This is a genomic window from Klebsiella africana (assembly GCF_020526085.1).
Classification (GTDB): Bacteria; Pseudomonadota; Gammaproteobacteria; order Enterobacterales; family Enterobacteriaceae; genus Klebsiella; species Klebsiella africana.
Genome location: NZ_CP084874.1, coordinates 154,299 through 177,927 on the forward strand (window position 1 = coordinate 154,299; position 23,629 = coordinate 177,927).

Annotated in this window: 23 protein-coding genes; 12 read left to right on the forward strand and 11 right to left on the reverse strand. The window is 58.5% G+C overall.

Features of this window, described 5'->3' with window-relative positions; translation table 11 throughout:
• Window positions 1–100 precede the first annotated feature (100 nt).
• On the forward strand, window positions 101–889 hold the full coding sequence (locus LGL98_RS00750) for a glycosyltransferase family 2 protein (RefSeq protein ID WP_136033933.1): 789 nt from the start codon (window positions 101–103) through the stop codon (window positions 887–889).
• A 5-nt stretch (window positions 890–894) separates the two neighbouring features.
• Here the strand turns inward: LGL98_RS00750 and LGL98_RS00755 are convergent, their stop codons facing one another.
• Genes LGL98_RS00755 through gpmM form a run of 3 tightly spaced genes read right to left on the reverse strand, consistent with a single transcriptional unit; the run spans window position 895 to window position 4,680 of the window.
• Window positions 895–1,851: a divergent polysaccharide deacetylase family protein gene (locus LGL98_RS00755; protein ID WP_136033932.1), complete on the reverse strand. Its 957-nt coding sequence runs from the start codon at window positions 1,849–1,851 to the stop codon at window positions 895–897.
• Between the two features lie 3 nt (window positions 1,852–1,854).
• Window positions 1,855–3,126 (reverse strand): murein hydrolase activator EnvC, encoded by a 1,272-nt coding sequence (gene envC, locus LGL98_RS00760; protein WP_025712172.1) that lies wholly within the window; start codon window positions 3,124–3,126, stop codon window positions 1,855–1,857.
• 9 nt (window positions 3,127–3,135) lie between these two features.
• Complete coding sequence (gpmM, locus tag LGL98_RS00765) at window positions 3,136–4,680, reverse strand: 2,3-bisphosphoglycerate-independent phosphoglycerate mutase (protein WP_136033930.1); 1,545 nt, start codon at window positions 4,678–4,680, stop codon at window positions 3,136–3,138.
• Between the two features lie 245 nt (window positions 4,681–4,925).
• Here gpmM and LGL98_RS00770 point away from each other — a divergent pair, with 245 nt between their 5' ends.
• The 5 genes from LGL98_RS00770 (at window position 4,926) to cysE (ending at window position 8,155) form a co-directional block, all read left to right on the forward strand.
• Entirely contained in the window at window positions 4,926–5,357 is a 432-nt protein-coding gene (locus LGL98_RS00770) for a rhodanese-like domain-containing protein (protein WP_136033929.1), read from the forward strand.
• 104 nt (window positions 5,358–5,461) lie between these two features.
• Entirely contained in the window at window positions 5,462–5,713 is a 252-nt protein-coding gene (gene grxC, locus LGL98_RS00775; protein WP_008806856.1) for a glutaredoxin 3, read from the forward strand.
• A 60-nt stretch (window positions 5,714–5,773) separates the two neighbouring features.
• Complete coding sequence (gene secB, locus LGL98_RS00780; protein ID WP_023291349.1) at window positions 5,774–6,241, forward strand: protein-export chaperone SecB; 468 nt, start codon at window positions 5,774–5,776, stop codon at window positions 6,239–6,241.
• The gene (gene gpsA, locus LGL98_RS00785) at window positions 6,241–7,260 is read left to right on the forward strand and encodes an NAD(P)H-dependent glycerol-3-phosphate dehydrogenase (protein WP_004205045.1); all 1,020 of its coding nucleotides are present in this window, start codon (window positions 6,241–6,243) and stop codon (window positions 7,258–7,260) included. The genes secB and gpsA overlap by 1 nt, the downstream gene beginning before the upstream one ends.
• Before the next feature lie 73 nt (window positions 7,261–7,333).
• Window positions 7,334–8,155, forward strand: coding sequence for a serine O-acetyltransferase (cysE, locus tag LGL98_RS00790; protein WP_002922426.1), 822 nt, complete (start codon window positions 7,334–7,336; stop codon window positions 8,153–8,155).
• 81 nt (window positions 8,156–8,236) lie between these two features.
• Here the strand turns inward: cysE and trmL are convergent, their stop codons facing one another.
• The 5 genes from trmL to LGL98_RS00815 all read right to left on the reverse strand — a co-directional run bounded on the left by trmL (window position 8,237) and on the right by LGL98_RS00815 (window position 13,293).
• On the reverse strand, window positions 8,237–8,710 hold the full coding sequence (gene trmL, locus LGL98_RS00795) for a tRNA (uridine(34)/cytosine(34)/5-carboxymethylaminomethyluridine(34)-2'-O)-methyltransferase TrmL (protein ID WP_002922423.1): 474 nt from the start codon (window positions 8,708–8,710) through the stop codon (window positions 8,237–8,239).
• Between the two features lie 328 nt (window positions 8,711–9,038).
• Window positions 9,039–10,223, reverse strand: coding sequence for an FMN-dependent L-lactate dehydrogenase LldD (lldD, locus tag LGL98_RS00800; protein WP_136034002.1), 1,185 nt, complete (start codon window positions 10,221–10,223; stop codon window positions 9,039–9,041).
• Window positions 10,223–10,996 (reverse strand): transcriptional regulator LldR, encoded by a 774-nt coding sequence (gene lldR, locus LGL98_RS00805; protein WP_136033927.1) that lies wholly within the window; start codon window positions 10,994–10,996, stop codon window positions 10,223–10,225. The genes lldD and lldR overlap by 1 nt, the downstream gene beginning before the upstream one ends.
• Window positions 10,993–12,648: an L-lactate permease gene (lldP, locus tag LGL98_RS00810; RefSeq protein WP_032439039.1), complete on the reverse strand. Its 1,656-nt coding sequence runs from the start codon at window positions 12,646–12,648 to the stop codon at window positions 10,993–10,995. The genes lldR and lldP overlap by 4 nt, the downstream gene beginning before the upstream one ends.
• A 282-nt stretch (window positions 12,649–12,930) precedes the next feature.
• Entirely contained in the window at window positions 12,931–13,293 is a 363-nt protein-coding gene (locus LGL98_RS00815; RefSeq protein ID WP_002922410.1) for a YibL family ribosome-associated protein, read from the reverse strand.
• A 272-nt stretch (window positions 13,294–13,565) separates the two neighbouring features.
• On the opposite strand from LGL98_RS00815, the gene LGL98_RS00820 reads away from it, so the two are divergent.
• Window positions 13,566–13,790, forward strand: coding sequence for a hypothetical protein (locus tag LGL98_RS00820; protein ID WP_002922402.1), 225 nt, complete (start codon window positions 13,566–13,568; stop codon window positions 13,788–13,790).
• On the opposite strand, the gene mtlR is transcribed toward LGL98_RS00820, so the two are convergent.
• The 3 genes from mtlR to mtlA all read right to left on the reverse strand — a co-directional run bounded on the left by mtlR (window position 13,779) and on the right by mtlA (window position 17,531).
• Window positions 13,779–14,375, reverse strand: a complete 597-nt coding sequence (mtlR, locus tag LGL98_RS00825) for a mannitol operon repressor MtlR (RefSeq protein ID WP_020801978.1) — start codon at window positions 14,373–14,375, stop codon at window positions 13,779–13,781. The two genes, LGL98_RS00820 and mtlR, sit on opposite strands and share 12 nt — an antisense overlap.
• Window positions 14,375–15,523: a mannitol-1-phosphate 5-dehydrogenase gene (mtlD, locus tag LGL98_RS00830; RefSeq protein WP_136033925.1), complete on the reverse strand. Its 1,149-nt coding sequence runs from the start codon at window positions 15,521–15,523 to the stop codon at window positions 14,375–14,377. The genes mtlR and mtlD overlap by 1 nt, the downstream gene beginning before the upstream one ends.
• Before the next feature lie 100 nt (window positions 15,524–15,623).
• Entirely contained in the window at window positions 15,624–17,531 is a 1,908-nt protein-coding gene (mtlA, locus tag LGL98_RS00835; protein WP_136033923.1) for a PTS mannitol transporter subunit IICBA, read from the reverse strand.
• A gap of 536 nt (window positions 17,532–18,067) precedes the next feature.
• On the opposite strand from mtlA, the gene LGL98_RS00840 reads away from it, so the two are divergent.
• From LGL98_RS00840 to selB, 5 genes are all read left to right on the forward strand, one after another.
• Window positions 18,068–18,436 carry a DUF3302 domain-containing protein gene (locus tag LGL98_RS00840; protein ID WP_136033921.1) on the forward strand — a complete coding sequence of 123 codons (369 nt, stop codon included), beginning with the start codon at window positions 18,068–18,070 and terminating at the stop codon, window positions 18,434–18,436.
• Window positions 18,437–18,439: 3 nt separating this feature from the next.
• On the forward strand, window positions 18,440–19,576 hold the full coding sequence (locus LGL98_RS00845; protein ID WP_136033919.1) for an HlyD family secretion protein: 1,137 nt from the start codon (window positions 18,440–18,442) through the stop codon (window positions 19,574–19,576).
• A 106-nt stretch (window positions 19,577–19,682) separates the two neighbouring features.
• The gene (locus tag LGL98_RS00850; RefSeq protein ID WP_136033917.1) at window positions 19,683–20,291 is read left to right on the forward strand and encodes a glutathione S-transferase; all 609 of its coding nucleotides are present in this window, start codon (window positions 19,683–19,685) and stop codon (window positions 20,289–20,291) included.
• Window positions 20,292–20,396: 105 nt separating this feature from the next.
• The gene (gene selA / locus LGL98_RS00855; RefSeq protein ID WP_136033915.1) at window positions 20,397–21,785 is read left to right on the forward strand and encodes an L-seryl-tRNA(Sec) selenium transferase; all 1,389 of its coding nucleotides are present in this window, start codon (window positions 20,397–20,399) and stop codon (window positions 21,783–21,785) included.
• A complete protein-coding gene (gene selB, locus LGL98_RS00860; RefSeq protein WP_136033913.1) occupies window positions 21,782–23,623 on the forward strand; it encodes a selenocysteine-specific translation elongation factor in 1,842 nt (613 codons plus the stop codon). Before selA ends, selB begins: the two co-directional genes overlap by 4 nt.
• Window positions 23,624–23,629 lie beyond the last annotated feature (6 nt).

Sequence of the window (23,629 nt, forward strand, 5' to 3'; positions counted from 1 at the left end):
ATTTTTAGCCTGCTTAATATTAAGCGCACAATTTCTACATCGATTTTCCGGTTATTCGCTTATACAGTGTGTTTAGTCGCAGTTTAACTTTGTAACTATCATGCTTAAACTCTCCGTATGCTTACTGACCTGTAATTCTGCGCGCCTGCTCAGGGAGGTGCTGCCGCCGCTGCTGAAGGTGGCTGATGAATGTATCGTCGTCGACTCCGGCAGTACAGACGACACGGTCTCTATTTGTCAGCAGTTTGGTCTCACCGTCCATCACCATGCCTACAAAGCTCACGGCGCGCAGATGAACTATGCCATCGGGCTGGCCAGCCATGACTGGGTGCTGTGCATGGACAGCGACGAAATTCTTGATAATGACGTGGTAGCGGCCATTCAGGTGCTAAAAGCGGGGGAGGAGCCCGACCCAACCTGTGCCTGGCGTCTGCCGCGCTACTGGTTTGTGCTTGGCAAACAGGTGCGGACGATCTACCCCATTTCCTCACCGGATTACCCGGTGCGCCTCTTTAACCGCCAGCAGGCGCGGTTTAACGACCGGCCGGTGGATGACCAGGTGGTCGGGCACGCACGCTCCGTCAGGTTGCCGGGCTTCGTTCGCCATGACACCTTTTATTCGCTGCATGAAGTATTTAATAAGCTGAACAGCTATACCACCCGGCTGGTGAAGCACCAGCAGGTCAAACCTTCGCTGACGCGGGGGATCGTCAGCGCCATTGGCGCTTTCTTTAAGTGGTATCTGTTTAGCGGAGCGTGGCGCTATGGCAAGGTCGGCGTGGTCACCGGGCTGTACGCCACGTTTTACAGCTTTCTCAAATATTTTAAGGCGTGGTACGCCCACGAAGATAACCAGGCGCCCGTCGCGCAAAAGCGAACGGACCCCTGAGTGGTCTAGTTACCCGGATTATCCCAGCCCTGCCATTTGAGGCGATAGTACTGGACCAGCGCGCTCTGGCTAATGCTGTCGCTGAGGATAGTGAAGAAGCGGCTGGCGTTCACGGGTTCCAGCGGGCGCTTCGGCTTGCAATACTTCACGCCGTGGAACGGATTACGCGGCTTCTGCTGCTGCGGCGGCGTTTGTTGCGCGGGCGGCTGAGCGTAGTTGGGCGTCGAGTTGTCGACCTGCGGCTCGTTCAGCAGGCTGCTCGGGCGCACCAGCGTGATATCCGGCGGCAGGTTATAGACCATCTGCTGCAGCACCCGCACCGTCGTCGGATGCGGATGGCCAATGGCTATCGCCGAGCCGTTGCGTCGCGCCAGCGCGACAGCGCGATTGAACTGGTTACGGATATCGGCTTCGTTCTGCGTATCGTCAAGAAACACCTTGCGCTTAATCACCTTCACCCCGGTACCCTGTGCGGCGCGCATGGCCTGGGTGTTGCCGATGGTGACGCTGTCGAGAAAATAGAGATTGTAGCGCTCCAGAGCCTGCATCACCTTCTGCATGCCAAACAGGTTGGAGGTCATCGCGCTGCCCATATGGTTATTCAGCCCGACGGCGTAGGGGACTTTGCCGTAAGCCTCGCGAATGATGCGCTCGATCTCCTCGCTGCTCATCTCAGGACGCAGGGTGTCTTTTTCCAGCGGCTGTTTGCTGAGTGGCGCCATCGGCAGATGAATGAGCACTTCATGGCCCAGATTATGCGCTTTAGTGGCCATTTCCCGGGCGTGCGGCGCGTTCGGCAGCACGGCGACGGAGATAGTGGATGGCAGCGCCAGCACCTGATTCTCGGTTTGCGGGCGGTAGCCGAAATCGTCAATAACGATGGAGAGTTTGCCAGCGAACGCTGGCGCCGCCAGAGCCAGCGAACCGGCTACGGCAAGAGCAATTGCGCGAAATTGAAGCAAAACTTATCTTCCCAACCACGGCTGTGGATTGACCGCCTGACCCTGGCGGCGAATTTCGAAATAGAGCGACGGACGGCCCTGACCGCCGCTGCTGCCTACGAGCGCGATAGGCTGGCCGGCACGAACCTGCGTACCGACGCTGACCAGCGCGCTTTGGTTATAGCCATACAGGCTCATGTCGCCTTTGCCATGTTCGACCACCACCACCAGACCATAACCCTGCAGCCAGTCGGCCAGAATGACCCGACCATCGGCAATGGCTCTGACTTCGGTGCCTTCAGACGCGGCGATAACCATCCCTTTCCAACGTAGTTCACCTTGCAGCTGTTCGCCATATCGATGAAGGAGAGGACCGCGAACCGGCCAGAATGCCTGACCGCGCGGCGAGCCCAGCCCGCCGGTGCGTGACATCAGCGAACGCTCGCTTTCCGTTGGTTTATAGGTGGTGCCTTTGCGCGACGCTTCCTGCTGGCGGTCGCGCACCGCCTGCGCGTCGCGTGCTTCCCGATCGGCGCGGGCTTTGGCGGCAGCTTCCGCCTGGGCAATACGACCGCGTAGGCGCGATTCGTTAGCCCGCATTTCGCTTAGCTGTTGCTGACCCTGCTGAATGGAGGACTCGAGTCCGGAAAGGGTCTTTTTCCGTTCGTTACGTGCTTGCTCCAGCTTCGCCTGCTGGGCTTTTTGCTCGTAGACCAGCGTCTGCTGTTGGCTCTGCTTCTCTTCGAGCATCGACTTCTGGACCGCCATCTCTTCACGCGTTTTCTTCAGCTCCGCGATGGTCTCCTGACGGGCCTGGTTGAAGTAGCTGAAATAGACCTGCATCCGCTGGTTGCGCTGACCTTCTTCACCGCTGAGCACCATCTGGATACCGGTGTGTGGCCCCTGACGGAACGCGGCATCGAGCTGCGCGGCGAGATTACGCTCCTGAGACGCGCGCTGGCGCTCCAGCTTTGCGAGCGTGGCGTTCATCTCGTCAATCTGCTTATTGAGCTGGTTCAGGGTATCCTGGGTTTCGCGGAGTTTGCGGGTTGCGGCGGCGATCGCCTCTTCCTGCGCTTTGAGCTGGGCAAGCAGGCTCGCGCGCTGCTGCTGCTGTTGCTTAATCGCCCGCTGCTTCGCGGCGATATCGGCCTGAATAGACTTTAGCTGATCGCGATCGTCGGCGTGAGCAGATGACGCGCACAGCAATACGCCAGCGCTGAGCGCGCTGGCGTAAAGGACGGATCGAACTGCCGTTGCGATCCATGTAGTTGAATACGTCGCCTTTCCCCTCATGGGGAAGGATTATTCCACGATGAACAGCGGCTTGCCAGTCATCTCTTGCGGGATTTCCATTCCCATCAGCGACAGCATGGTCGGGGCGATGTCGGAAAGTTTACCGCCGTTGACCGCTTTAACCGCTTTATTACCGACGTAGATCAGCGGAACCGGCAGGTTGGTGTGCGCGGTATGCGCCTGGCCGGTAGCCGGGTCGCGCATCTGCTCGGCGTTGCCGTGGTCGGCAGTGATCAGCAGCTGGCCGCCAACGGATTCCACCGCCTGAGCGACCTGGTCGATGCAGTGATCCAGCGCTTCAACCGCTTTCACTGCCGCTTCCATCACCCCGGTATGGCCAACCATGTCGCCGTTCGGGTAGTTACAGATGATGGTGTCGTATTTGCCGCCCTTGATGGCCGCAACCAGTTTCTCGGTCAGCTCGGCGGAGCTCATTTCCGGCTGCAGATCGTAGGTCGCCACTTTCGGCGAGTTAATCAGGATCCGCTCTTCACCTTTAAACGGCTCTTCTACGCCGCCGTTGAAGAAGAAGGTGACGTGAGCGTATTTCTCGGTTTCGGAGATGCGCAGCTGGGTTTTATCGTGCTTCGCCATCCACTCGCCGAAGGTGTTGGCCAGCGAGGCTGGCGGATAAGCGCAGGCGACTTTGATGTCGGCGGCGTATTCGGTGAGCATCACGAAATCGAGATTAACCACTTTCTTACGCGCGAAGCCGTCAAAGTCAGCATTGACGAAGGCGCGGGTGATTTCACGCGCGCGGTCAGCACGGAAGTTCATGAAGATCAGCGCGTCGCCGTCTTCCATCGCCGCATCGGCCTGGCCGGCTGCGCGGATAACGGTCGCTTTCACGAACTCGTCGTTTTCGTCACGGGCGTAGGCGGCCTGCAGACCGGCGACGGCGGTATCGGCCTGGAATTCGCCTTTGGCCAGGGTCATCAGGTCATAGGCCTGCTCAACGCGATCCCAGCGGTTGTCGCGGTCCATGGCGTAATAGCGGCCGATGAGCGACGCGATGCGGCCTTTGCCCAGCGCGGCAAATTTGGCTTCGAATTTCGCCAGCGTTTTTTCCGCGCTGCGCGGCGGGGTATCGCGGCCGTCGAGGAAGGCGTGGAGGTAGATCTTCTCAGCGCCGCGCTCTGCCGCCAGCTCCACCATCGCCATGATGTGATCTTCGTGGCTGTGGACGCCGCCCGGCGACATCAGGCCCATGATGTGGACCGCTTTGCCGGCAGCAACCGCTTTGTCGACCGCGGCGGTGAGTACCGGGTTGGCGAAGAAGGTGCGTTCTTTAATTTCCACATCGAGACGGGTCAGGTCCTGATAGACGATACGACCGGCGCCCAGGTTGACGTGGCCCACTTCGGAGTTGCCCATCTGACGGTCCGGCAGGCCGACTTCCAGGCCGGATGCATCGATCAGGGTATGCGGACGTTTGGCCCACAGGGCGTCCATTACCGGCGTTTTAGCGCTGTAAATAGCGTTATCCTGATGCTCTTCACGATAGCCGTAGCCATCCAGAATCACCAGTACCATAGGTTTTTTAGAAACCGACATTGCGACAACCTCATGCTCAAAGACAGAAATTTTGCATAATTTTACTACAGCTGAATCGTTTAAATCCCCGTGAAAGATCAAAGAAAGGGAAGGGGCGGCGTCAGAGGCGATGACGAAGGCAGCTTTTTTTCGTGACCGTCCGCAGAAAATACATTACATCGCGCTCACTGGCTGTAATTGCCGCAAGGCACAGGTATACTCCTTTCCTGGTTTTTTTCTCACTTAGTCGGGAGTTGTAACCCCCCATGCAAGAAATTATGCAATTCATCGGCCGTCACCCGGTCCTGAGCATCGCGTGGATCGCGCTGCTGGGTGCGGTACTGTTCACCACCTTCAAGGGCCTGATGTCGAAAGTTAAAGTCATCACCCGTGGTGAAGCGACGCGTCTTATCAATAAAGAAGACGCTGTGGTGGTCGACCTGCGTCAGCGTGACGATTTCCGTAAAGGCCATATTGCCGGCGCTATCAACCTGTTGCCCAGCGATATCAAAGCCAATAACGTCGGCGAGTTGGAAAAACACAAATCGCAACCCATTATTGTGGTAGACGGTTCCGGCATGCAGGCGCAAGAGCCCGCCAGCACGCTGAACAAAGCCGGGTTTGAAAAAGTCTTTGTACTGAAAGAGGGTATCGCAGGCTGGAGCGGCGAAAACCTTCCTCTGGTACGCGGCAAATAACTTACCTCGCGTGGTGATGCCGCCGCGTTTTCCCTGCATGCCTGACGTGAAGGGAAGCGCAGTCCGCGGCGTAAAACCCTCAGGGTAACAACAGGAGTGAAGTCATGGCCAATATTGAGATCTACACCAAAGCGACCTGCCCGTTCTGCGTTCGCGCGAAAGCGCTGCTGAACAGCAAAGGCGTAACGTTCCATGAGTTGCCGATCGATGGCGATGCCGCTAAGCGTGAGGAGATGATCCAGCGCAGCGGACGGACGACGGTTCCGCAGATTTTTATTGATGCGCAGCACATTGGCGGCTGTGACGACTTGTATGCGCTTGATTCACGTGGTGGACTTGATCCCCTCTTGCGCTAATTTTTGCGCGCTTTCCCTGGCGGAAGCGCGTATTTAAGGACAACACGAAAGGGTTTTACTATGTCAGAACAAAACAGCACCGAAATGACCTTCCAGATCCAGCGTATCTATACCAAAGATATCTCTTTTGAAGCGCCGAATGCGCCGCAAGTTTTCCAGAAAGACTGGCAGCCGGAAGTTAAACTTGATCTGGATACCGCCTCCACCCAGCTGGCTGAAGGCGTTTATGAAGTGGTGCTGCGTGTGACCGTGACCGCCTCGCTGGGCGAAGAAACCGCGTTCCTCTGTGAAGTACAGCAGGGCGGTATTTTCTCCATCGACGGCATCGAAGGCACCCAGATGGCGCACTGCCTCGGCGCATACTGCCCGAACATTCTGTTCCCGTACGCGCGCGAGTGCATCACCAGCCTGGTTTCCCGCGGTACCTTCCCGCAACTTAACCTTGCGCCAGTGAACTTCGACGCGCTGTTTATGAACTATCTGCAGCAGCAGGCTGGCGAAGGTGCAGAACAACATCAGGATGCCTGATGAACGCACTTAATGCTGCAATGACTGTGATCGGTGCCGGCTCTTACGGCACCGCTCTTGCCATCACCCTGGCAAGAAATGGCCACCACGTTGTGCTGTGGGGCCATGACCCAAAACATATCGCGACGCTGCAACACGATCGCTGCAACGCCGCGTTCCTTCCCGATGTGCCTTTTCCGGATACGCTGCATCTTGAAAGCGACCTGGCCACCGCGCTGGCCGCCAGCCGCGACATCCTTGTCGTGGTGCCAAGCCATGTGTTCGGCCAGGTGTTACGCCAGATTAAACCGCTGATGCGCCCCGACGCGCGGCTGGTGTGGGCGACCAAAGGCCTGGAGGCCGAAACCGGCCGTCTGCTGCAGGACGTGGCGCGTGAAGCGCTGGGCGATGATATCCCGCTGGCGGTGATCTCGGGGCCAACCTTCGCCAAAGAGCTGGCCGCCGGGTTGCCGACGGCGATTTCGCTGGCGGCGACGGATCCGCAGTTTGCCGAGGATCTGCAGCACCTGCTGCACTGCGGCAAAAGTTTCCGCGTCTACATCAACCCGGACTTTATTGGCGTGCAGCTCGGCGGCGCGGTAAAAAACGTCATTGCTATCGGGGCGGGTATGTCGGACGGCATCGGCTTCGGCGCTAATGCGCGTACGGCACTGATTACTCGCGGCCTGGTGGAAATGTCCCGCCTCGGCGCGGCGCTGGGCGCCGACCCGGAAACCTTTATGGGCATGGCCGGCCTCGGTGACCTGGTGCTCACCTGCACCGACAACCAGTCCCGTAACCGCCGCTTCGGCATGATGCTCGGCCAGGGGATGGACGTGCAAAGCGCTCAGGAAAAGATTGGCCAGGTGGTTGAAGGCTACCGCAATACCAAGGAAGTTCGCGTTCTGGCACAGCGTTTAGGTGTCGAAATGCCAATAACCGAGGAAATTTATCAGGTATTGTATTGCGGAAAAATTGCGCGCGAGGCAGCATTGACCTTATTGGGTCGCGCCCGCAAGGACGAGCGCAGCAGCAATTAGCTTTCCTTTGTCACCTGAATGACCCTGCCAGCGCAGAACTGGCAGGTCATTACTATATCGCCTGGAGTATGCAATGCCGTGTGAAGAACTGGATATCGTCTGGAATAATATTAAAGCCGAAGCCCGGGCTCTGGCTGACTGTGAGCCGATGCTCGCCAGTTTTTACCACGCAACGCTACTCAAGCATGAAAATCTGGGCAGTGCGCTGAGCTATATGCTGGCCAACAAGCTGGCTTCCCCGATTATGCCCGCGATCGCCATTCGTGAAGTGGTGGAAGAGGCCTACGCCGCCGATCCGGAAATGATCGCCTCCGCCGCCTGCGATATTCAGGCGGTGCGTACGCGTGACCCAGCGGTGGATAAATACTCCACGCCGCTGCTTTACCTGAAGGGTTTCCATGCCCTGCAGGCGTATCGTATCGGCCACTGGTTGTGGACTCAGGGCCGGCGTGCGCTGGCGATTTTCCTGCAAAATCAGGTCTCGGTCTCCTTCCAGGTGGATATCCACCCGGCGGCGAAAATTGGCCGCGGGATCATGCTCGACCACGCCACCGGCATTGTGGTCGGCGAAACGGCGGTGATTGAAGATGACGTGTCTATCCTGCAGTCGGTCACCCTCGGCGGGACCGGTAAAACCAGCGGCGACCGTCACCCGAAAATTCGCGAAGGCGTGATGATTGGCGCCGGGGCGAAGATCCTTGGCAATATTGAAGTCGGGCGTGGAGCGAAGATTGGCGCTGGTTCGGTGGTATTGCAGCCGGTTCCGCCGCACACCACCGCGGCGGGCGTCCCGGCGCGTATCGTCGGCAAGCCAGAGAGCGACAAGCCGGCGATGGATATGGATCAGCATTTCAACGGCATCCACCACACCTTCGAGTACGGCGACGGGATTTGATTTATTGCCATTTGTCGCTGCTAAGCACAGAAATGTCGCCCGGATAAGGCGCAACGCGCCGTAATCCGGGAACCGCTCAGGTTAGCTGCGCAAGACCGCGCCAGGATACCCCAGCTGGCGCCAGGCTTCATACACCACCACCGACACCGCGTTTGACAGGTTCATACTGCGGCTGTCCGGCATCATCGGAATACGGATTTTCTGCTCCGGCGGTAGGGCATCGAGGATGCTGGCCGGCAGACCGCGGGTTTCCGGGCCAAACATCAAGAAATCGCCATCCTGATAGCTCACTGCGCTGTGCGCCGGCGTGCCTTTGGTGGTCAGGGCGAACAGACGCTGCGGCTGCGCGCTGGCGACAAACGCCGCATAATCCGCATGGCGCTGCACGGCAGTGAACTCGTGATAGTCAAGTCCGGCGCGTCTCAGGCGTTTATCGTCCCAGGTGAAGCCCATCGGCTCAATGATATGCAGACTGAAGCCCGTGTTAGCGCACAGGCGGATAATATTCCCGGTATTCGGCGGGATCTCTGGTTCGAATAACACGATGTTCAGCATACTGCCCCCTTAATTGCGGGGGGCAGAATAGCAGATATTTGGCGAACCCTCACCCCGGCCCTCTCCCAAAGGGAGAGGGGGAGACCGGCGCTGACTGGTGAGCCGGAGGGGGCTGGTAAAGGGAACTCCCTCACCCCGGCCCTCTCCCAAAGGGAGAGGGGGAAAATCGGTGCCGGTCGGTGGGCTGGCGGGGGCTGGTAAAGGACTACCCATCAGTCGATACTTCTCGTGGACAGAGGGTCAGGGAAACACCGCCGCTAACCTGTCTGCCGGACAGTCCCCTCTCCCTTTGGGAGAGGGTTAGGGTGAGGGGAGAGAATAACGCCTTCTACGCGGCGTTATTCTGCTTCAGCGCATCGAAGGTCTGCAGCGCTTCGGCATTCTGCACCAGCGAATCGCGGCTGATATCCGCGATGGTTTTTGCCCCGGTCAGGGTCATCGCCACTTTCATCTCTTTCTCGATAAGATTGAGTAGATTCGCCACCCCCTGCTTGCCGTGGGTCGCCAGGGCATACAGGTAAGCGCGGCCGAGCAGCACGCTGTCGGCGCCCAGGGCGATCATCCGCACCACGTCGAGCCCGTTGCGGATGCCGCTGTCGGCGAGAATAGTGATATCGCCTTTCACCGCGTCGGCAATCGCCGGCAGGGCGCGGGCCGAGGAGAGCACGCCATCGAGCTGGCGGCCACCGTGGTTGGAAACCACAATACCGTCGGCGCCGAAGCGCACCGCGTCGCGAGCGTCTTCTGGATCGAGGATCCCTTTGATCACCATCGGACCGTCCCAGAAATCGCGGATCCACTCCAGGTCTTTCCATGAAATCGACGGATCGAAGTTATTCGCCAGCCAGCCGATGTAATCCTCAAGCCCGGTCGGTTTGCCGAGATAGGTGGAGATATTCCCCAAATCGTGCGGACGGCCGTTGAGGCCGACGTCCCACGCCCACTGCGGATGGGTAACCGCCTGCCAGTAGCGGCGCAGGGCGGCGTTTGGGCCGCTCATGCCGGAATGGGCATCGCGGTAGCGGGCGCCAGGAGTCGGCATATCGACGGTAAAGACCAGCGTCGAGCAGCCGGCGGCTTTGGCGCGCTCCAGCGCATTGCGCATAAAGCCGCGGTCGCGCAGGACGTACAGCTGGAACCACATCGGGCGCTTGATGGTCGGGGCGACCTCTTCGATCGGGCAGACGGAAACGGTAGAGAGGGTGAACGGAATGCCTTTCTCATCCGCCGCGCCAGCGGCCTGCACTTCGCCGCGGCGGGCGTACATCCCGCACAGTCCGACCGGCGCCAGCGCCGTCGGCATCGCCAGCTTCTCGTTGAATAACGTCGTTTCCAGGCTCAGATCCGACATATTGCGCAAAATACGCTGGCGCAGAGCGACATCGGAGAGATCTTCCACGTTGCGGCGCAGGGTGTGTTCGGCATAAGCCCCGCCGTCGATATAGTGGAACAGAAACGGCGGCAGGATACGCTGGGCGGCGGCGCGATAGTCGCTGGCGGCGGAAATAATCATCACGAATTCTCCCTGGAATGTTCATTGTGGTCACCGGGCAGGCGGGTAATTCGCGCCTGGCGGGCCTGGTCTTCATCAAAACGTTTAATGGTGGCGTGGACAAAACCTAAGTGGCCCATCATCGCCTGGCGCGCCGCCTCGGCGTCACCGGCAACAATGGCCTCCATAACGGCCTGGTGTTGTTCGGTCAAACGGGCAAACACCGGCGGCACCAGATACATGCGCTGGCGGCTCTGCTTAACGGAGGAGTGCAGCAGGTCGAAAAAGCCGCGCATGGTTTGCAGGAGCACTACGTTATGCGAGGCTTCGGCGATCGCCAGATGGAAGCGAACATCCGCCTGCGAGGCAATATCCGGGTCTTCACTCTGGGTCGCTTCAAAGCACAGGCGAATTTTTTCTTTATCGGCGTCGGTGGCCCGCATCGCCGCGTGCCACGCGGTGCTGGCTTCGATGGCGTGACGGGCTTCGAGGATATCGAAGCTGTAGTCCGGGTCATCGGCCAGCAGCGTCTTCAGCGGCTGGACGATGTTTTGCTCTGACCACGGCTCATGCTGAAAGCGGACGAAGGTGCCGCCGCCGCGACGGCTCAGCAGCACTCCTTCATTGACCAGCATCGCCAGCGCTTCGCGCAGGGAATTGCGCGAGACGCCGAGCTGGGCGGCGAGCTGGCGCTCGGCGGGCAGTCGCATGCCCGCCTCCAGCTGTTGTTCTTCAATCAGCGCCCGGACGCGACGCGCTACGTCGTCGGCCAGGCGTTTAGGCATCACTATCACGGGATCATCCAGGTTAAAACGTAGGCCTGCAGCGTGGTGATCAGCCCCACCATGCAGGTGAAGATCAGGCTGTGTTTGACGGTAAAGCGGAACAGATCCGACTCTTTACCCACCAGGCCTACCGCGGCGCAGGCGATAGCGATCGACTGCGGGGAAATCATCTTGCCGGTAACGCCGCCGGTGGTATTGGCTGCGACCAGCAGGATATCGGAGACGCCAATCTGCTGCGCGGCCGTTGCCTGCAGCGCGGCGAACAGGGCGTTAGACGAGGTGTCCGATCCGGTCAGGAATACCCCCAGCCAGCCAAGGAACGGTGAGAAGAAGGTAAACGCGTGGCCGGTATGGGCCAGCGCCAGGGCCAGGGTCGACGACAGCCCGGAGTAGTTAGAGATAAAGGCGAACGCTAGTACCATCCCGATAGAATAGATCGGCAGCGCCAGATCCTTCAGCGTCCCGGCGAAGGTGGTCAGCGCGTCTTTCGGCTTCATGCGTAGCCAGACGATGGACAGCAGGGCTGCGAACAGAATGGCGGTGCCGGTTGCCGACAGCCAGTCGAATTTATACACCGCGGCGTATGGCGTCGCGGCGCTAACCACCGGCGGCATACGGGCAACCATTTTGTCGAGGAACGGCACTGAAATATTGATGACGAAGTCATACATTGCGCCGCCCGGTGCGAACAGCGCTTTAAACGGCGGTACGCTCCACAGGGTCACGGTGGCGGTCAGGAACAGGAACGGCGACCAGGCGCGGATCACTTGTCCCGCCGTGTAGCGTGTGCGGGCCAGCGTCATATCCACCTGCGAGGCGCCGATGTCGCCAAAGCGGAAGATGCGTACCGGCTGCCAGCGTTTGAGGAACAGGGTCAGACAGACCAGGGAGACCAGCGACGAGATGATGTCCGGCAGCTCCGGGCCAAGGAAGTTCGAGCTGAGGTACTGGGCAATAGCGAACGAGCCACCCGCCACTATCACCGCCGGCCAGGTCTCTTTAATGCCCCGCCAGCCGTCCATAATCGCCATGATCCAGAACAGTACGATAATGGTCAGGAACGGCAGCTGACGGCCCACCATCTGGCCGATGGCGAAGCTATCGATACCGGTCACCTGGCCGGCGACCAGAATCGGGATGCCCATCGCGCCGAAGGCCACCGGCGCGGTGTTGACGATCAGGCACAGGCCAGCCGCATACAGCGGGTTAAACCCGAGACCAACCAGCAGCGCGGCGGTAATGGCGACCGGCGCGCCGAAACCCGCCGCCCCTTCGAGAAAGGCGCCGAAGGAGAAGCCGACGATCAGCATCTGCAGGCGCTGGTCCGGCGTAATCGACAGAATCGATGAGCGGATGATGTCGAACTGCCCGGTCTTCACCGAGATTTTATAGACAAAGACCGCGGCGATAATAATCCACGCGATAGGCCACAGGCCGTAGAAGAAGCCGTAGACCACCGAGGCTAAGGCGCGGTCCACCGGCATTTTATAGAACAGCAAGGCGACGACCAGCGCGATTGCGACGGTCCAGGTAGCAGCGATATAGCCTTTCAGTTTGAGCTTAATCAGCGCAAAAAAGAAAAACAGAATCGGTAGCGATGCGATAAGACTGGATAACCAGATATTACCGGCGGGATCGTAGTTTTGTTGCCAGAGATTCATGCAGGGTCTCCATCGGGCCGCCAGGAGAGGAGGGCTGAGTCTGCGCTCATTGCCGCTCGCATCCTGGGTAAAATTGGCCCGGCCAATTAGGGGTAGCAGGATTGATGACAACGAATGGTTAATCAGATGTTGCTCTTAAGCAACGTGTTTGTGATAGATTTTGATGGATTTGTGAACTGTCGGGGGTAGATGAAATTATTGGTTGGACCAATCGGCCTGGCTGAAGATAAAAAGTGGGGAGTGAAGCTAGAATGGCCCTCTCCGCACGGAGAGGGCTGGGGATCAGAATTCGCTGCGGGCGAAACCGGTCATCTCTTTCAGACCCATTTCCCGGCCCAGGGCGGTCATCGGATGGACCACCACCAGACCGCGGACGCTTTTTTTCAGTTTGCCCATATCGGCCTGCTCTTTTTTGGTAATCGCGCGGCGGAACGGCAGACTCATCAGCTTCTGTGCCTCTTTGCTCAGCTTCTGGCTCTGGACGGAACGCAGACGTTCAATCTCCGTTTCCAGAGTGGCTTTTTCTTTTTCCAGCTCAGCGTATTTGTCGGCGGCTTCCACCAGCGACAGCTCGGCTTGCTGGTGGCGGATGGCGTCGAGACGATCGCTCAGACGCTTGATTTCATTCTTTTCGACTTCTTTCATGGTGATTTGATCTGTTAATAAAGGGGCTTCATTCGCCTATAGTATGTGCCGTGACCGCTATTGTTGATAGCTATTTATCAAAAATTCGCCGTTTGTCGCCCGCGGAATGCAATATCATTCATCGCTAATAATTTGAATTTTATTAATATTCTGCCTAATACCCCTTCTAATTTCATTTCTGTGAAGCCTGTCGGCGGATAAGCACGTTTTCCTTAACCCGCGCCGGTGAATTGGCTAATGCTTAATCAGATTATTCCCAAAAGGAGGACGTGATGGCAAAGATCGGCGACGGCGTACCACGTTTAATCGACAAAGCGGTTGATTTTATGGCTTCCAGTCAGGCGTTTATGGAGTATTTGAAAAAGTCTCCGCGTCTGCAGCATGTACCGCGAGACATCCCTCAGGATAAGGAAGCATTGTTTCTGCAGCGTCTGGAATATTATCGTCAGCTTTACCGGCCGACCTGCGACCAGACGGAGCCGGAATCAGAGCGTTGATTTCTGGAAGGCTTTTTTTAAGCTGATTCGTGAAATCAGCTCAGTCAGGGACAACACCATTGTTGAGCGCACCATCTGCTGGTAACGCAGCTTCTGCATTGCCAGCAGTTCTGCATCGCTGTCATCAAACTGCGGCGTTGGCGGCAGGGCGGTGACGCAGTGCAGCTCGCCGAACGGACCGATAATTTCGTCGTCGGTGAAGCTGTACTCATTGCCGTCGTGGTTAAGCTCTTCGCGCAGGGCCATCAGCAGTTCAGCGTCTTCATACTCGGCACGACTTATCACCCCAAGGCCATAAATCAGCTTCAGGCGTACAGAGAGATCGCCGAGCGGCCCGCTGCCCTCCAGCAAGGGCTCGACGGCGTATTTCACCGCGTAGTCGTCTTTACGGAACACCTGAAGCACCAGAATATTGACCGCTTCCGTTAACAGCTCGACGGTGGCGATCAGGAAGCTTCGTACGGTTTTGCCAGCATTCAGACGCTCAAGCACACGGTTTTCAAATGCTTGTGTTTCTTCCATCATTGCCTGCATATCTGACAGGAGTCGTAATGGGCGCGACGTTGGTCGCGCCAGGTTGTGCATCATTTTTCCGCGTTGTAGTCGTTAACGGCCTCCGCGACGACATCGCTTGCGGCGTCCAGGCCGGAAATCTGCGCCAGCGCGGCCTGCGGCCCCTTGTCGGCGATCAGCGCCGCCAGCTCCTGAGCCTGCGGATCGTCTTCGCTACGGAAATGCATCGCCGCCGCAATCCCTTTCACCAGGTTGCGATGCGGCAGACCGTATTCCAGTGTACCCAGCAGCGGCTTAATTAAACGGTCGCCGGCGCTCAGTTTGCGCAGCGGCTGACGGCCAACGCGCTCAACATCGTCTTTCAGGTACGGGTTCTCGAAACGGCCAAGAATTTTCTGGATATAAGCCGCGTGCTTCTGCGGGTCGAAGGCGTAACGTTTGATCAGCACCGCGCCGCTCTCCTCCATCGCGCCCTGCACGACGGCCCGAATTTTCTCGTCGAGGATCGCATCGCGAATCGTCTGGTGGCCCGCCAGTTTTCCGAGGTAGGCGGTTATAGCATGCCCGGTGTTCAAGGTGAAGAGCTTGCGCTCGACAAATGCCATCAGGTTATCAGTTAATTCCATTCCCGGGATAGTCGGCAGCGCGCCTTTGAACTGAGTCTTATCGACAATCCACTCGCTGAAGGTTTCCACGGTGACTTCCAGCGGGTCATGAGTGGCGGAAGCTGATGGCGGCACAATACGGTCAACGGCAGAGTCGACAAAGCCGATATGCGCTTCCACCCAGGCTTTATCTTCTTCCGCCAGCGCGTTAAAGACGTGGCCTTTTAACTGCGTGGTGCCGCGCACCATATTTTCGCAGGCGATGATGTTCAGCGGGCGTTCGGTGCCCTGCGCTTTGCGTTTCGCCAGCCCTTTGGCGATCGCTGGCGCGATGCGCTCGAGCACGACGGGACCGACGGCGGTGGTGACCAGATCCACCTCAGCGATCAGGTCCACAACCTCATCGCTGATGCTGCTGACGGCATTGACGCCGGAGACGGTGTCCACCTGCTCATTCTCACCGACGACGTGAACCTGATAGCTATGACGGGCATTCAGGGCATCAAGTACGGTCTGATTGACATCGGCAAACGTCAGTTCGATGCCCGCGTCGGCCAGCAATTTACCGATAAAGCCACGTCCGATATTACCTGCGCCAAAATGTAATGCTTTCATAGTATTAACCTTCAATTAATGTTTTTACCTGAGAGGGCTGGGGTGAGGCATTTCCCCTCACCCCAACCCTCTCCTAAAGGAGAGGGTTGGATAGCGCTGATTATTTATTTAGCAGTGCCAGAACTTCGTCGACGCTGGTGGTTTTCGCCAGGCGCTCAATCACGGTTTCGTCATCCAGGGCGTTAGTCAGACTGGTGATAACCTGAATGTGCTCGTTATTGCGAGCGGCGATGCCGATGACCAGACGCGCTACTTCATCTTCTTCTTCACCGAAGCGCACGCCTTCCGGGTACTGGCAGAAGACGACGCCGGTTTTCAGCACGCGGTCCTTCGCTTCGATGGTGCCATGCGGTACCGCAATGGACTCGCCGAGATAGGTCGAGGTCAGTTTTTCGCGGTCCAGCATCGCCTGCACATATTCCGGCTCAACGTAACCGCCTTTCACCAGCTGCTCACCGGCGAAGCGAATCGCTTCTTCCTTGGTGGCCGCTTTGCGTCCGAGGAAGATGTTATCCGCGCCCAGCTGGAACAGGTTTTTGTTAGTATCGTCAAAGCTGTCTTTCAGGCTATCGGTGACTTTGACTTCGTTGTCGATGTGGCGCTGGGCCGCGACCAGGCGCTCAGTCAGACTGGTGTACAGACCGCTGTCGAGGAAGTTGGTCAGCGAAATATGCTGCGCCTGCGGTACCTGGCGCATGGCGCGCTCGGTAAGGTCGCGGTGGGTGATGACCAGGTCAACATCCGGCGGCAGATTATTGATTGCGCTGTTGGTGACCGAAATCTGGCTCAGCCCGGCATCCTGCACTTTCTTGCGCAGTACCCCGGCGCCCATGGCGCTGGAACCCATCCCGGCGTCGCAGGCGACGATGATTTTACGCACATGGCTCAGGTCGTTGGTGACATTACCGGCCGCCAGCGGGCTGGCGCCTTTGGATTCCGCTTTCATGTCATGCATACGACGCGTTGCGGCTTCGATATCGTCTTCTTCTTTGACTTTACTGGTCTTGAGCAGAACCGCAGAGACCACAAAGGAGACCGCCATCGCTGCGATAATCGCTGCGATGTTAGCGAAGTAGGCGCCTTTCGGCGTCATCGCCAGTACCGCCAGAATGGAACCCGGGGAAGCCGGGGAAACCAGACCGCCATTGAGGATAGTCAGGGTGAAGACACCGGTCATCCCGCCGAGGATAACGGCCAGGATCAGGCGCGGGTTCATCAGCACGTACGGGAAGTAGATTTCATGGATACCGCCCAGGAAGTGGATGATAGCCGCCCCGCCTGCAGACTGTTTTGCGCTGCCGCGGCCAAAGAACATGTACGCCAGCAGAACGCCCATCCCCGGACCCGGGTTAGCTTCAATCAGGAAGAAGATGGATTTACCCAGCTCATGGGACTGCTGAATACCCAGCGGCGAGAAGATACCGTGGTTGATGGCGTTGTTAAGGAACAGGATTTTTGCCGGTTCGACGAAGATAGACGCCAGCGGCAGCATGTCGTGCGCCACCATAAAGTTAACGCCAGCCGCCAGAATTTTCGACAGAACTTCGACCGCCGGGCCAATGCCGAGGAAGGCCAGAATGGCGAGGATCATCCCGATGATGCCGGCGGAGAAGTTATTCACCAGCATTTCAAAACCGGATTTGATCTTACCGTCTACCCAGTTATCGAATTTCTTGATGCAGTAGCCGCCCAGCGGGCCGGCAATCATGGAGCCGAGGAACATCGGCATGTCCGCGCCGACGATAACGCCCATGGTGGTGATCGCCCCGACCACGCCGCCACGTTCGCCGCCGACTAATTTACCGCCGGTGTAACCGATCAGCAGCGGCAGCAGATAGGTGATCATCGGACCGACCAGCTTCGCCAGCGTTTCGTTTGGCAACCACCCTGTCGGAATGAAAAGTGCAGTGATGATACCCCACGCGATAAACGCGCCGATATTTGGCATCACCATATTGCTGAGGAAACGACCAAAGCTTTGCACCTTGATCTTGATATCGGATGACATAAAACACCCCTTCTTCTGTTTTGCGTAGCGCGCAGGCTAAAAGCCCGAGGTTTGTTGTTAATGTGGCGGCAGAGGTAGCCGGGCCCTGATTGATAGTGCGAAATCTGGCACTGAATCGTTAAGCTGTCCAGCGGGTGCCTTTTTATGTGACATGCATCACATGAATATAGGGGGCTGAGCGTGTTTTATAGTGACTTTGATCACATAATGCTTGTGTAAAAAAACAACACAGTGCCTTTTTAGCCGCTCATCCGCTTTTTTGTGTGATATTTGTCACAATTTCGTTTCGTGGTTTTGTTGTTTGTTTGTGATTTTGATCACAAAGAATTTCGCGAGCGATTTACCCGGCTGTGATCTCGGCCCGGTTTTGCTTCCAGGGCGCGGAGCTCTGTAACTAAGCAACCTTGGCTGCTGAATAACTTTTTTACGCCGGATGGCAAAAATGAAAGGCGTGAATTATGCTCAAAATAGCGGCCTGGATATCAGCGGGTTGTGAATAAAATCATATAAGTGATTAGCGTAAAGCCGAGGGAATTATGTTTCTCAATTATTTTGCGCTGGGCGTTCTGATCTTCGTATTCCTGGTCATTTTTTATGGGATTATCATTATTCACGATATTCCCTATATGATTGCTAAAAAACGCAACCATCCCCATGCCGATGCTATTCATGTTGCCGGATGGGTGAGTCTTTTTACGCTCCACGTCATCTGGCCGTTTTTATGGATTTGGGCCACATTGTACCAGCCTGAGCGCGGCTGGGGCATGCAGCATAAGGCGAACATGGACGCAGGCGAAACCGGAAAAGATCCAGATATACAGCAACTTCGCCAACGACTCAGCGATCTCGAACACCAGATGGCGGCTATCCAGCGGCCAGATCCCTCCTCTACGGCGGAGAAATAATCTATGGATCTGTTAATTATTTTGACCTACGTCGCGATAGCCTGGTCGATATTTAAAATCTTTAAGATACCAGTAAATAAATGGACAGTACCCACCGCCGCGCTGGGTGGCGTATTTATTGTTAGCGCGCTTATTTTATTAATGAACTATAACCACCCGTATACGTTTCTGGCGCAAAAGGCGGTGATATCTATTCCTATTACGCCGCAGGTTACCGGGGTGGTGAACAGCGTCACTGACAAAGCGAATCAGCGCGTCAAAAAGGGCGATATGCTTTTTACTATTGACCCGGCGCGCTATCAGGCGCGGGTTGACCGCCTGCAGGCCGACCTGGTGACGGCGCTGCACAGTATTAACACCCTCAAAGCACAGCTCTCTGAAGCCCAGGCCAACACCACCCGCGTGTCGGCGGAACGCGATCGTTTATACAAGGACTATCAGCGTTACCTGAAAGGCAGCCAGGCGCGAGTGAACCCGTTCTCGGAAAGCGACATCGATAACGCCAGGCAGAATTACCTTGCCCAGGATGCGCTGGTCAAGGCGTCGGTAGCGGAGCAGGCGCAGATCCAGAGCCAGCTGGACAGTATGATCAATGGCGAGCAGTCTCAGGTGGTGAGCCTGCGCGCCCAGCTGGCTGAGGCAAAATACAATCTCGACCAGACCACCGTACGGGCGCCCAGCGATGGGTATATCACCCAGGTGTTGATCCGTCCGGGGACGTACGCCGCCTCATTACCGCTGCGCCCGGTGATGGTATTTATTCCGGAGCAAAAGCGGCTGATCGTCGCCCAGTTTCGGCAAAATTCCCTGTTAAGGCTGGAGAAAGGCGATGACGCGGAAGCGGTGTTCAATGCTCTGCCAGGGCAGGTGTTCCACGGCAAACTGGTGAGCATTTTACCGGTGGTGCCGGGGGGAAGTTATCAGGCGCAAGGGGCGTTGCAGTCGCTAACCGTCACGCCGGGCAGCGATGGCGTGCTGGCGACCATCGAGCTTGATCCTAATGCCGAAATTGATGCGCTACCTGATGGCATCTATGCGCAGGTGGCGGTCTACTCAGACCATTTCACCCACGTCTCGGTGATGCGTAAAGTGCTGCTGCGGATGACCAGCTGGATGCACTACCTCTATCTCGATCATTAATGCGATCGGCGGCAGGTTGAGCGGGATGCTCACCTGCCTTTTGCCCTGCCCTGAGCCATACTCATATCTTTGTTGACGATAATTTGTTGGCGATAAGGAGCAGGCTATGAAACTGATCGGCAGCTACACCAGTCCCTTTGTGCGCAAAATCTCCGTGATCCTGCTGGAAAAGCGCATCCCTTTTGAGTTTGTCAACGAATCCCCTTACAGCGAAAGCAACGATGTGGCGCGCTATAACCCGCTGGGCAAAGTGCCGGCGCTGGTGACGGACGACGGTGAGTGCTGGTTTGATTCTCCGGTCATCGCCCAGTATCTGGAGCTGCTGGGCGTGGCGCCGCCGATGATCCCCTCCGATCCCAGAGCCGCTCTCAGGATGCGTCAGCTTGAAGCGCTGGCGGATGGGGTGATGGAGGCCGCCCAGGCGCTGGTGCGCGAAAAAGCCCGCCCGGGCGCGCAGCAGTCAGAGCAAGAGCTGCTTCGTCAGCGGGAGAAAGTGGCTCGCGGTCTCGACAGGCTGGAAGCCTGCGCGGCAGACGGAACGCTGCGCGGCGACGAGGTCAATCTGGCGACCATTTCCACGGCCTGCGCCATTGCCTACCTGAACTTTCGCCGGGTAGCGCCCGGCTGGTGCGCCACCCGGCCGCAGCTGGTAAAGCTGGTGGATGCCCTGTTCCAGCGCGCCAGCTTTGCGCGTACCGAACCGCCGCGGACTTGACCCAGGCAGGTAACAGTTTGTGCAAGGAGGCGTTACAATCGCCGCTGATTGTTGACTCCCTCTCCCGTCGGGAGGGGGGAAAATAACTTACCGCCAGGCCCATTCATGACTACCGAAATTCGTGCGCTTTATACCCGGCTTCCGGCCATTGACCGCTTACTACGCGACCCCGCTTTTTCCTCTCTGCTGGCGCAGCACGGCCATTCGCAGGTAGTGGCGCAACTGCGCCAGATGCTCGATGAGGCGCGGGAGCAAATCCGCCAGCATCAGACGCTGCCGGACTGGAGCCATGACTGGCTGAACGCCTGCGCGCAGCGGCTGACCGCCAGTCGGCAGAGCGCCCTGCGTCCGGTGTTTAATCTCACCGGTACGGTATTGCATACTAATCTGGGACGCGCCATCCAGGCAGAGTCGGCCGTGGAGGCAGTTGCCAGTGCGATGCGCACGCCGGTGACCCTCGAATATGATCTCGACGACGCCGGGCGTGGCCATCGCGATCGCGCCATTGCCGATCTGCTGTGCCAGATCACCGGCGCGGAAGATGCCTGCATTGTGAACAACAACGCGGCGGCCGTTCTGTTGATGCTGGCGGCCACCGCCAGCGGCCGCGAAGTGGTGGTCTCCCGCGGCGAACTGGTGGAGATCGGCGGGGCATTTCGCATCCCCGACGTGATGCGCCAGGCGGGTTGTCAGCTGCACGAAGTGGGCACCACCAACCGCACCCATGCTAAAGATTATCGCCAGGCGGTGAATGACAATACTGCGCTGCTGATGAAGGTTCACACCAGCAACTACAGCATTGAAGGCTTTACCAAAGCCGTCGACGAAGCGGAGCTGGCGGCCATTGGCCGCGAACTGGACGTCCCGGTAGTGGCCGACCTGGGCAGCGGGTCGCTGGTGGATCTCAGTCAGTATGGCCTGCCAAAGGAGCCGATGCCGCAGGAGATGATTGCCGCCGGGGTGAGCCTGGTCAGTTTCTCCGGCGACAAGCTGCTCGGCGGCCCGCAGGCCGGGATTATTGTCGGCAAACGTACGCTTATTGCCCAGCTGCAAAGCCACCCGCTGAAGCGGGCCCTGCGCGCGGATAAAATGACCCTCGCGGCGCTGGAAGCCACGCTGCGCCTCTATCAGCACCCGGAGGCGCTGAGGGAGAAATTGCCGACGCTGCGCCTGCTCACCCGTCCGGCGGAGGAGATCCGCCGGCTGGCTGAACGTCTGCAGCCTGCCCTGGCGGCACACTATGCTGATTTTGCCGTCAGCGTGGCAGCCTGTCAGTCGCAGATTGGCAGCGGCTCGTTACCCGTCGACCGCCTGCCCAGCGCGGCGTTGACCTTTACCCCGCATGACGGCCGCGGCAGCCGGCTGGAGGCGCTGGCGGCCTGCTGGCGCGCGCTGCCGTGTCCGGTGATTGGCCGCATTTATGACGGTCGGCTCTGGCTGGACTTGCGCTGTCTGGAAGATGAAACCCGGTTTATGGAGATGTTGTTACGATGATTATTGCCACCGCTGGACATGTTGACCACGGCAAAACGACGCTGCTGCAGGCGATAACCGGCGTGAATGCCGATCGTCTGCCGGAAGAGAAAGCGCGGGGAATGACGATCGATCTCGGCTATGCCTACTGGCCGCAGCCGGACGGGCGGGTGCTGGGATTTATTGACGTTCCCGGGCACGAAAAGTTTTTGTCCAACATGCTGGCGGGGGTGGGTGGGATCGACCATGCGCTGCTGGTGGTGGCCTGCGATGACGGGGTGATGGCGCAAACCCGCGAACACCTGGCGATCCTGCAGCTGACCGGAAAGCCGACGCTGACCGTGGCGCTCACTAAAACGGACCGCGTGGCGGCCGCCAGGGTGGCGGAAGTTCAGGCAGAGGTCGAGCAGACCCTGCGCGAGCTGGGCTTTGACGCCGTCGCTTTCTTTCCCACCGCGGCACCGGAAAATATCGGTATTGCCGAACTGCGCAGCCATCTGCTGCAGCTTGCGGAGCGTTCCCACCCGCAGCAGCAGCGGTTTCGCCTGGCGCTGGACCGCGCTTTTACCGTCAAGGGGGCGGGGCTGGTGGTCACCGGGACGGCGCTCTCCGGCGAAGTACGGGTCGGGGATACCCTGTGGCTCACCGGCGTGAACACGCCGATGCGCGTCCGCGGTCTGCATGCCCAGAATCAAGCGGTTGAGCAGGCGCACGCCGGGCAGCGCATTGCGCTAAATATTGTCGGCGATGCGCAAAAAGAGGCCGTGCACCGTGGCGACTGGCTGCTCTCCTCACCGCCGCCGGAGGCCGCAGAGCGGGTGATTGTCGAGCTACAGTGCCATACGCCGCTCAGCCAGTGGCAGCCGCTGCATATTCACCACGCTGCCAGCCACATTACTGGCCGGGTGTCGCTCCTTGAGGGCAACCTGGCGGAGCTGGTGCTGGATACCCCGCTGTGGCTGGCGGATAACGACCGGCTGGTGCTCCGCGATATCTCCGCTCGCTTGACGCTGGCCGGCGCACGGGTGGTGACGCTGGATCCCCCGCGTCGCGGCAAACGGAAACCGGAATATCTGCAGTGGCTGCACGCCCTGGCGGCAGCTGGCGCTGACGACGCGCAGGCGCTGGAGCTGCATCTGCAGCGGGACGCCGTCCGCCTTGAGCGCTTCGCCTGGGCGCGGCAGCTCAGCGAAGCCGGAATGACGGCTTTGATCCAGCGACCGGACTATCTGCAGGCCGGACAGCGCCTGCTCAGCGCGCCGCTTGCCGCCCGCTGGCAGCGAAAATTGCTGGATGCCCTGGCACGCTACCATGAGCAGCATCGCGACGAGCCCGGTCCAGGCCGGGAGCGCCTGCGCCGCATCGCGCTGCCGATGGAAGATGAAGCGCTGGTGCCGCTGCTGATTGAGCAGATGCGCGAGAGCGGCTTAGTCCACAGCCACCACGGCTGGCTGCATTTGCCGGAGCATAAAGCCGGATTTACCGACGAGCAGCAGGCGGTCTGGCAGAAGGTGGAGACCCTGTTCGGCGATGACCCCTGGTGGGTGCGCGATCTTGCGCGCGAAGTCCATGTTGAAGAGTCGCTGATGCGCGCGGTGCTGCGTCAGGCCGCGCAGCAGGGGATGATAACCGCGATCGTCAAGGATCGTTACTACCGCAACGATCGCATTGTGCAGTTCGCCCAGCGGGTGCGCGAGCTGGATCAACTGCGCGGATCAACCTGCGCCGCGGATTTCCGCGATACCTTAAACGTCGGGCGGAAGCTGGCGATTCAGATCCTGGAGTATTTCGATCGGATTGGCTTCACCCGCCGTCGCGGCAACGATCATATCCTGCGCGATAAGGCATTGTTTCTGTAATCATTA

Bases quoted from the DNA above. Each gene is read 5' to 3' on its own strand.
- LGL98_RS00820 (WP_002922402.1), top strand. From the start codon at position 13,566: ATGGCAAAGATCGGCGACGGCGTACCACGTTTAATCGACAAAGCGGTT.
- secB (WP_023291349.1), top strand. From the start codon at position 5,774: ATGTCAGAACAAAACAGCACCGAAATGACCTTCCAGATCCAGCGTATC.
- trmL (WP_002922423.1), bottom strand. From the start codon at position 8,710: ATGCTGAACATCGTGTTATTCGAACCAGAGATCCCGCCGAATACCGGG.
- envC (WP_025712172.1), bottom strand. From the start codon at position 3,126: ATGAGGGGAAAGGCGACGTATTCAACTACATGGATCGCAACGGCAGTT.
- mtlD (WP_136033925.1), bottom strand. From the start codon at position 15,523: ATGAAAGCATTACATTTTGGCGCAGGTAATATCGGACGTGGCTTTATC.
- LGL98_RS00770 (WP_136033929.1), top strand. From the start codon at position 4,926: ATGCAAGAAATTATGCAATTCATCGGCCGTCACCCGGTCCTGAGCATC.
- grxC (WP_008806856.1), top strand. From the start codon at position 5,462: ATGGCCAATATTGAGATCTACACCAAAGCGACCTGCCCGTTCTGCGTT.
- cysE (WP_002922426.1), top strand. From the start codon at position 7,334: ATGCCGTGTGAAGAACTGGATATCGTCTGGAATAATATTAAAGCCGAA.
- selA (WP_136033915.1), top strand. From the start codon at position 20,397: ATGACTACCGAAATTCGTGCGCTTTATACCCGGCTTCCGGCCATTGAC.
- LGL98_RS00750 (WP_136033933.1), top strand. From the start codon at position 101: ATGCTTAAACTCTCCGTATGCTTACTGACCTGTAATTCTGCGCGCCTG.
- gpsA (WP_004205045.1), top strand. From the start codon at position 6,241: ATGAACGCACTTAATGCTGCAATGACTGTGATCGGTGCCGGCTCTTAC.
- mtlR (WP_020801978.1), bottom strand. From the start codon at position 14,375: ATGCACAACCTGGCGCGACCAACGTCGCGCCCATTACGACTCCTGTCA.
- lldP (WP_032439039.1), bottom strand. From the start codon at position 12,648: ATGAATCTCTGGCAACAAAACTACGATCCCGCCGGTAATATCTGGTTA.
- LGL98_RS00840 (WP_136033921.1), top strand. From the start codon at position 18,068: ATGTTTCTCAATTATTTTGCGCTGGGCGTTCTGATCTTCGTATTCCTG.
- selB (WP_136033913.1), top strand. From the start codon at position 21,782: ATGATTATTGCCACCGCTGGACATGTTGACCACGGCAAAACGACGCTG.
- gpmM (WP_136033930.1), bottom strand. From the start codon at position 4,680: ATGTCGGTTTCTAAAAAACCTATGGTACTGGTGATTCTGGATGGCTAC.
- LGL98_RS00815 (WP_002922410.1), bottom strand. From the start codon at position 13,293: ATGAAAGAAGTCGAAAAGAATGAAATCAAGCGTCTGAGCGATCGTCTC.
- mtlA (WP_136033923.1), bottom strand. From the start codon at position 17,531: ATGTCATCCGATATCAAGATCAAGGTGCAAAGCTTTGGTCGTTTCCTC.
- lldD (WP_136034002.1), bottom strand. From the start codon at position 10,223: ATGATTATTTCCGCCGCCAGCGACTATCGCGCCGCCGCCCAGCGTATC.
- LGL98_RS00850 (WP_136033917.1), top strand. From the start codon at position 19,683: ATGAAACTGATCGGCAGCTACACCAGTCCCTTTGTGCGCAAAATCTCC.
- LGL98_RS00845 (WP_136033919.1), top strand. From the start codon at position 18,440: ATGGATCTGTTAATTATTTTGACCTACGTCGCGATAGCCTGGTCGATA.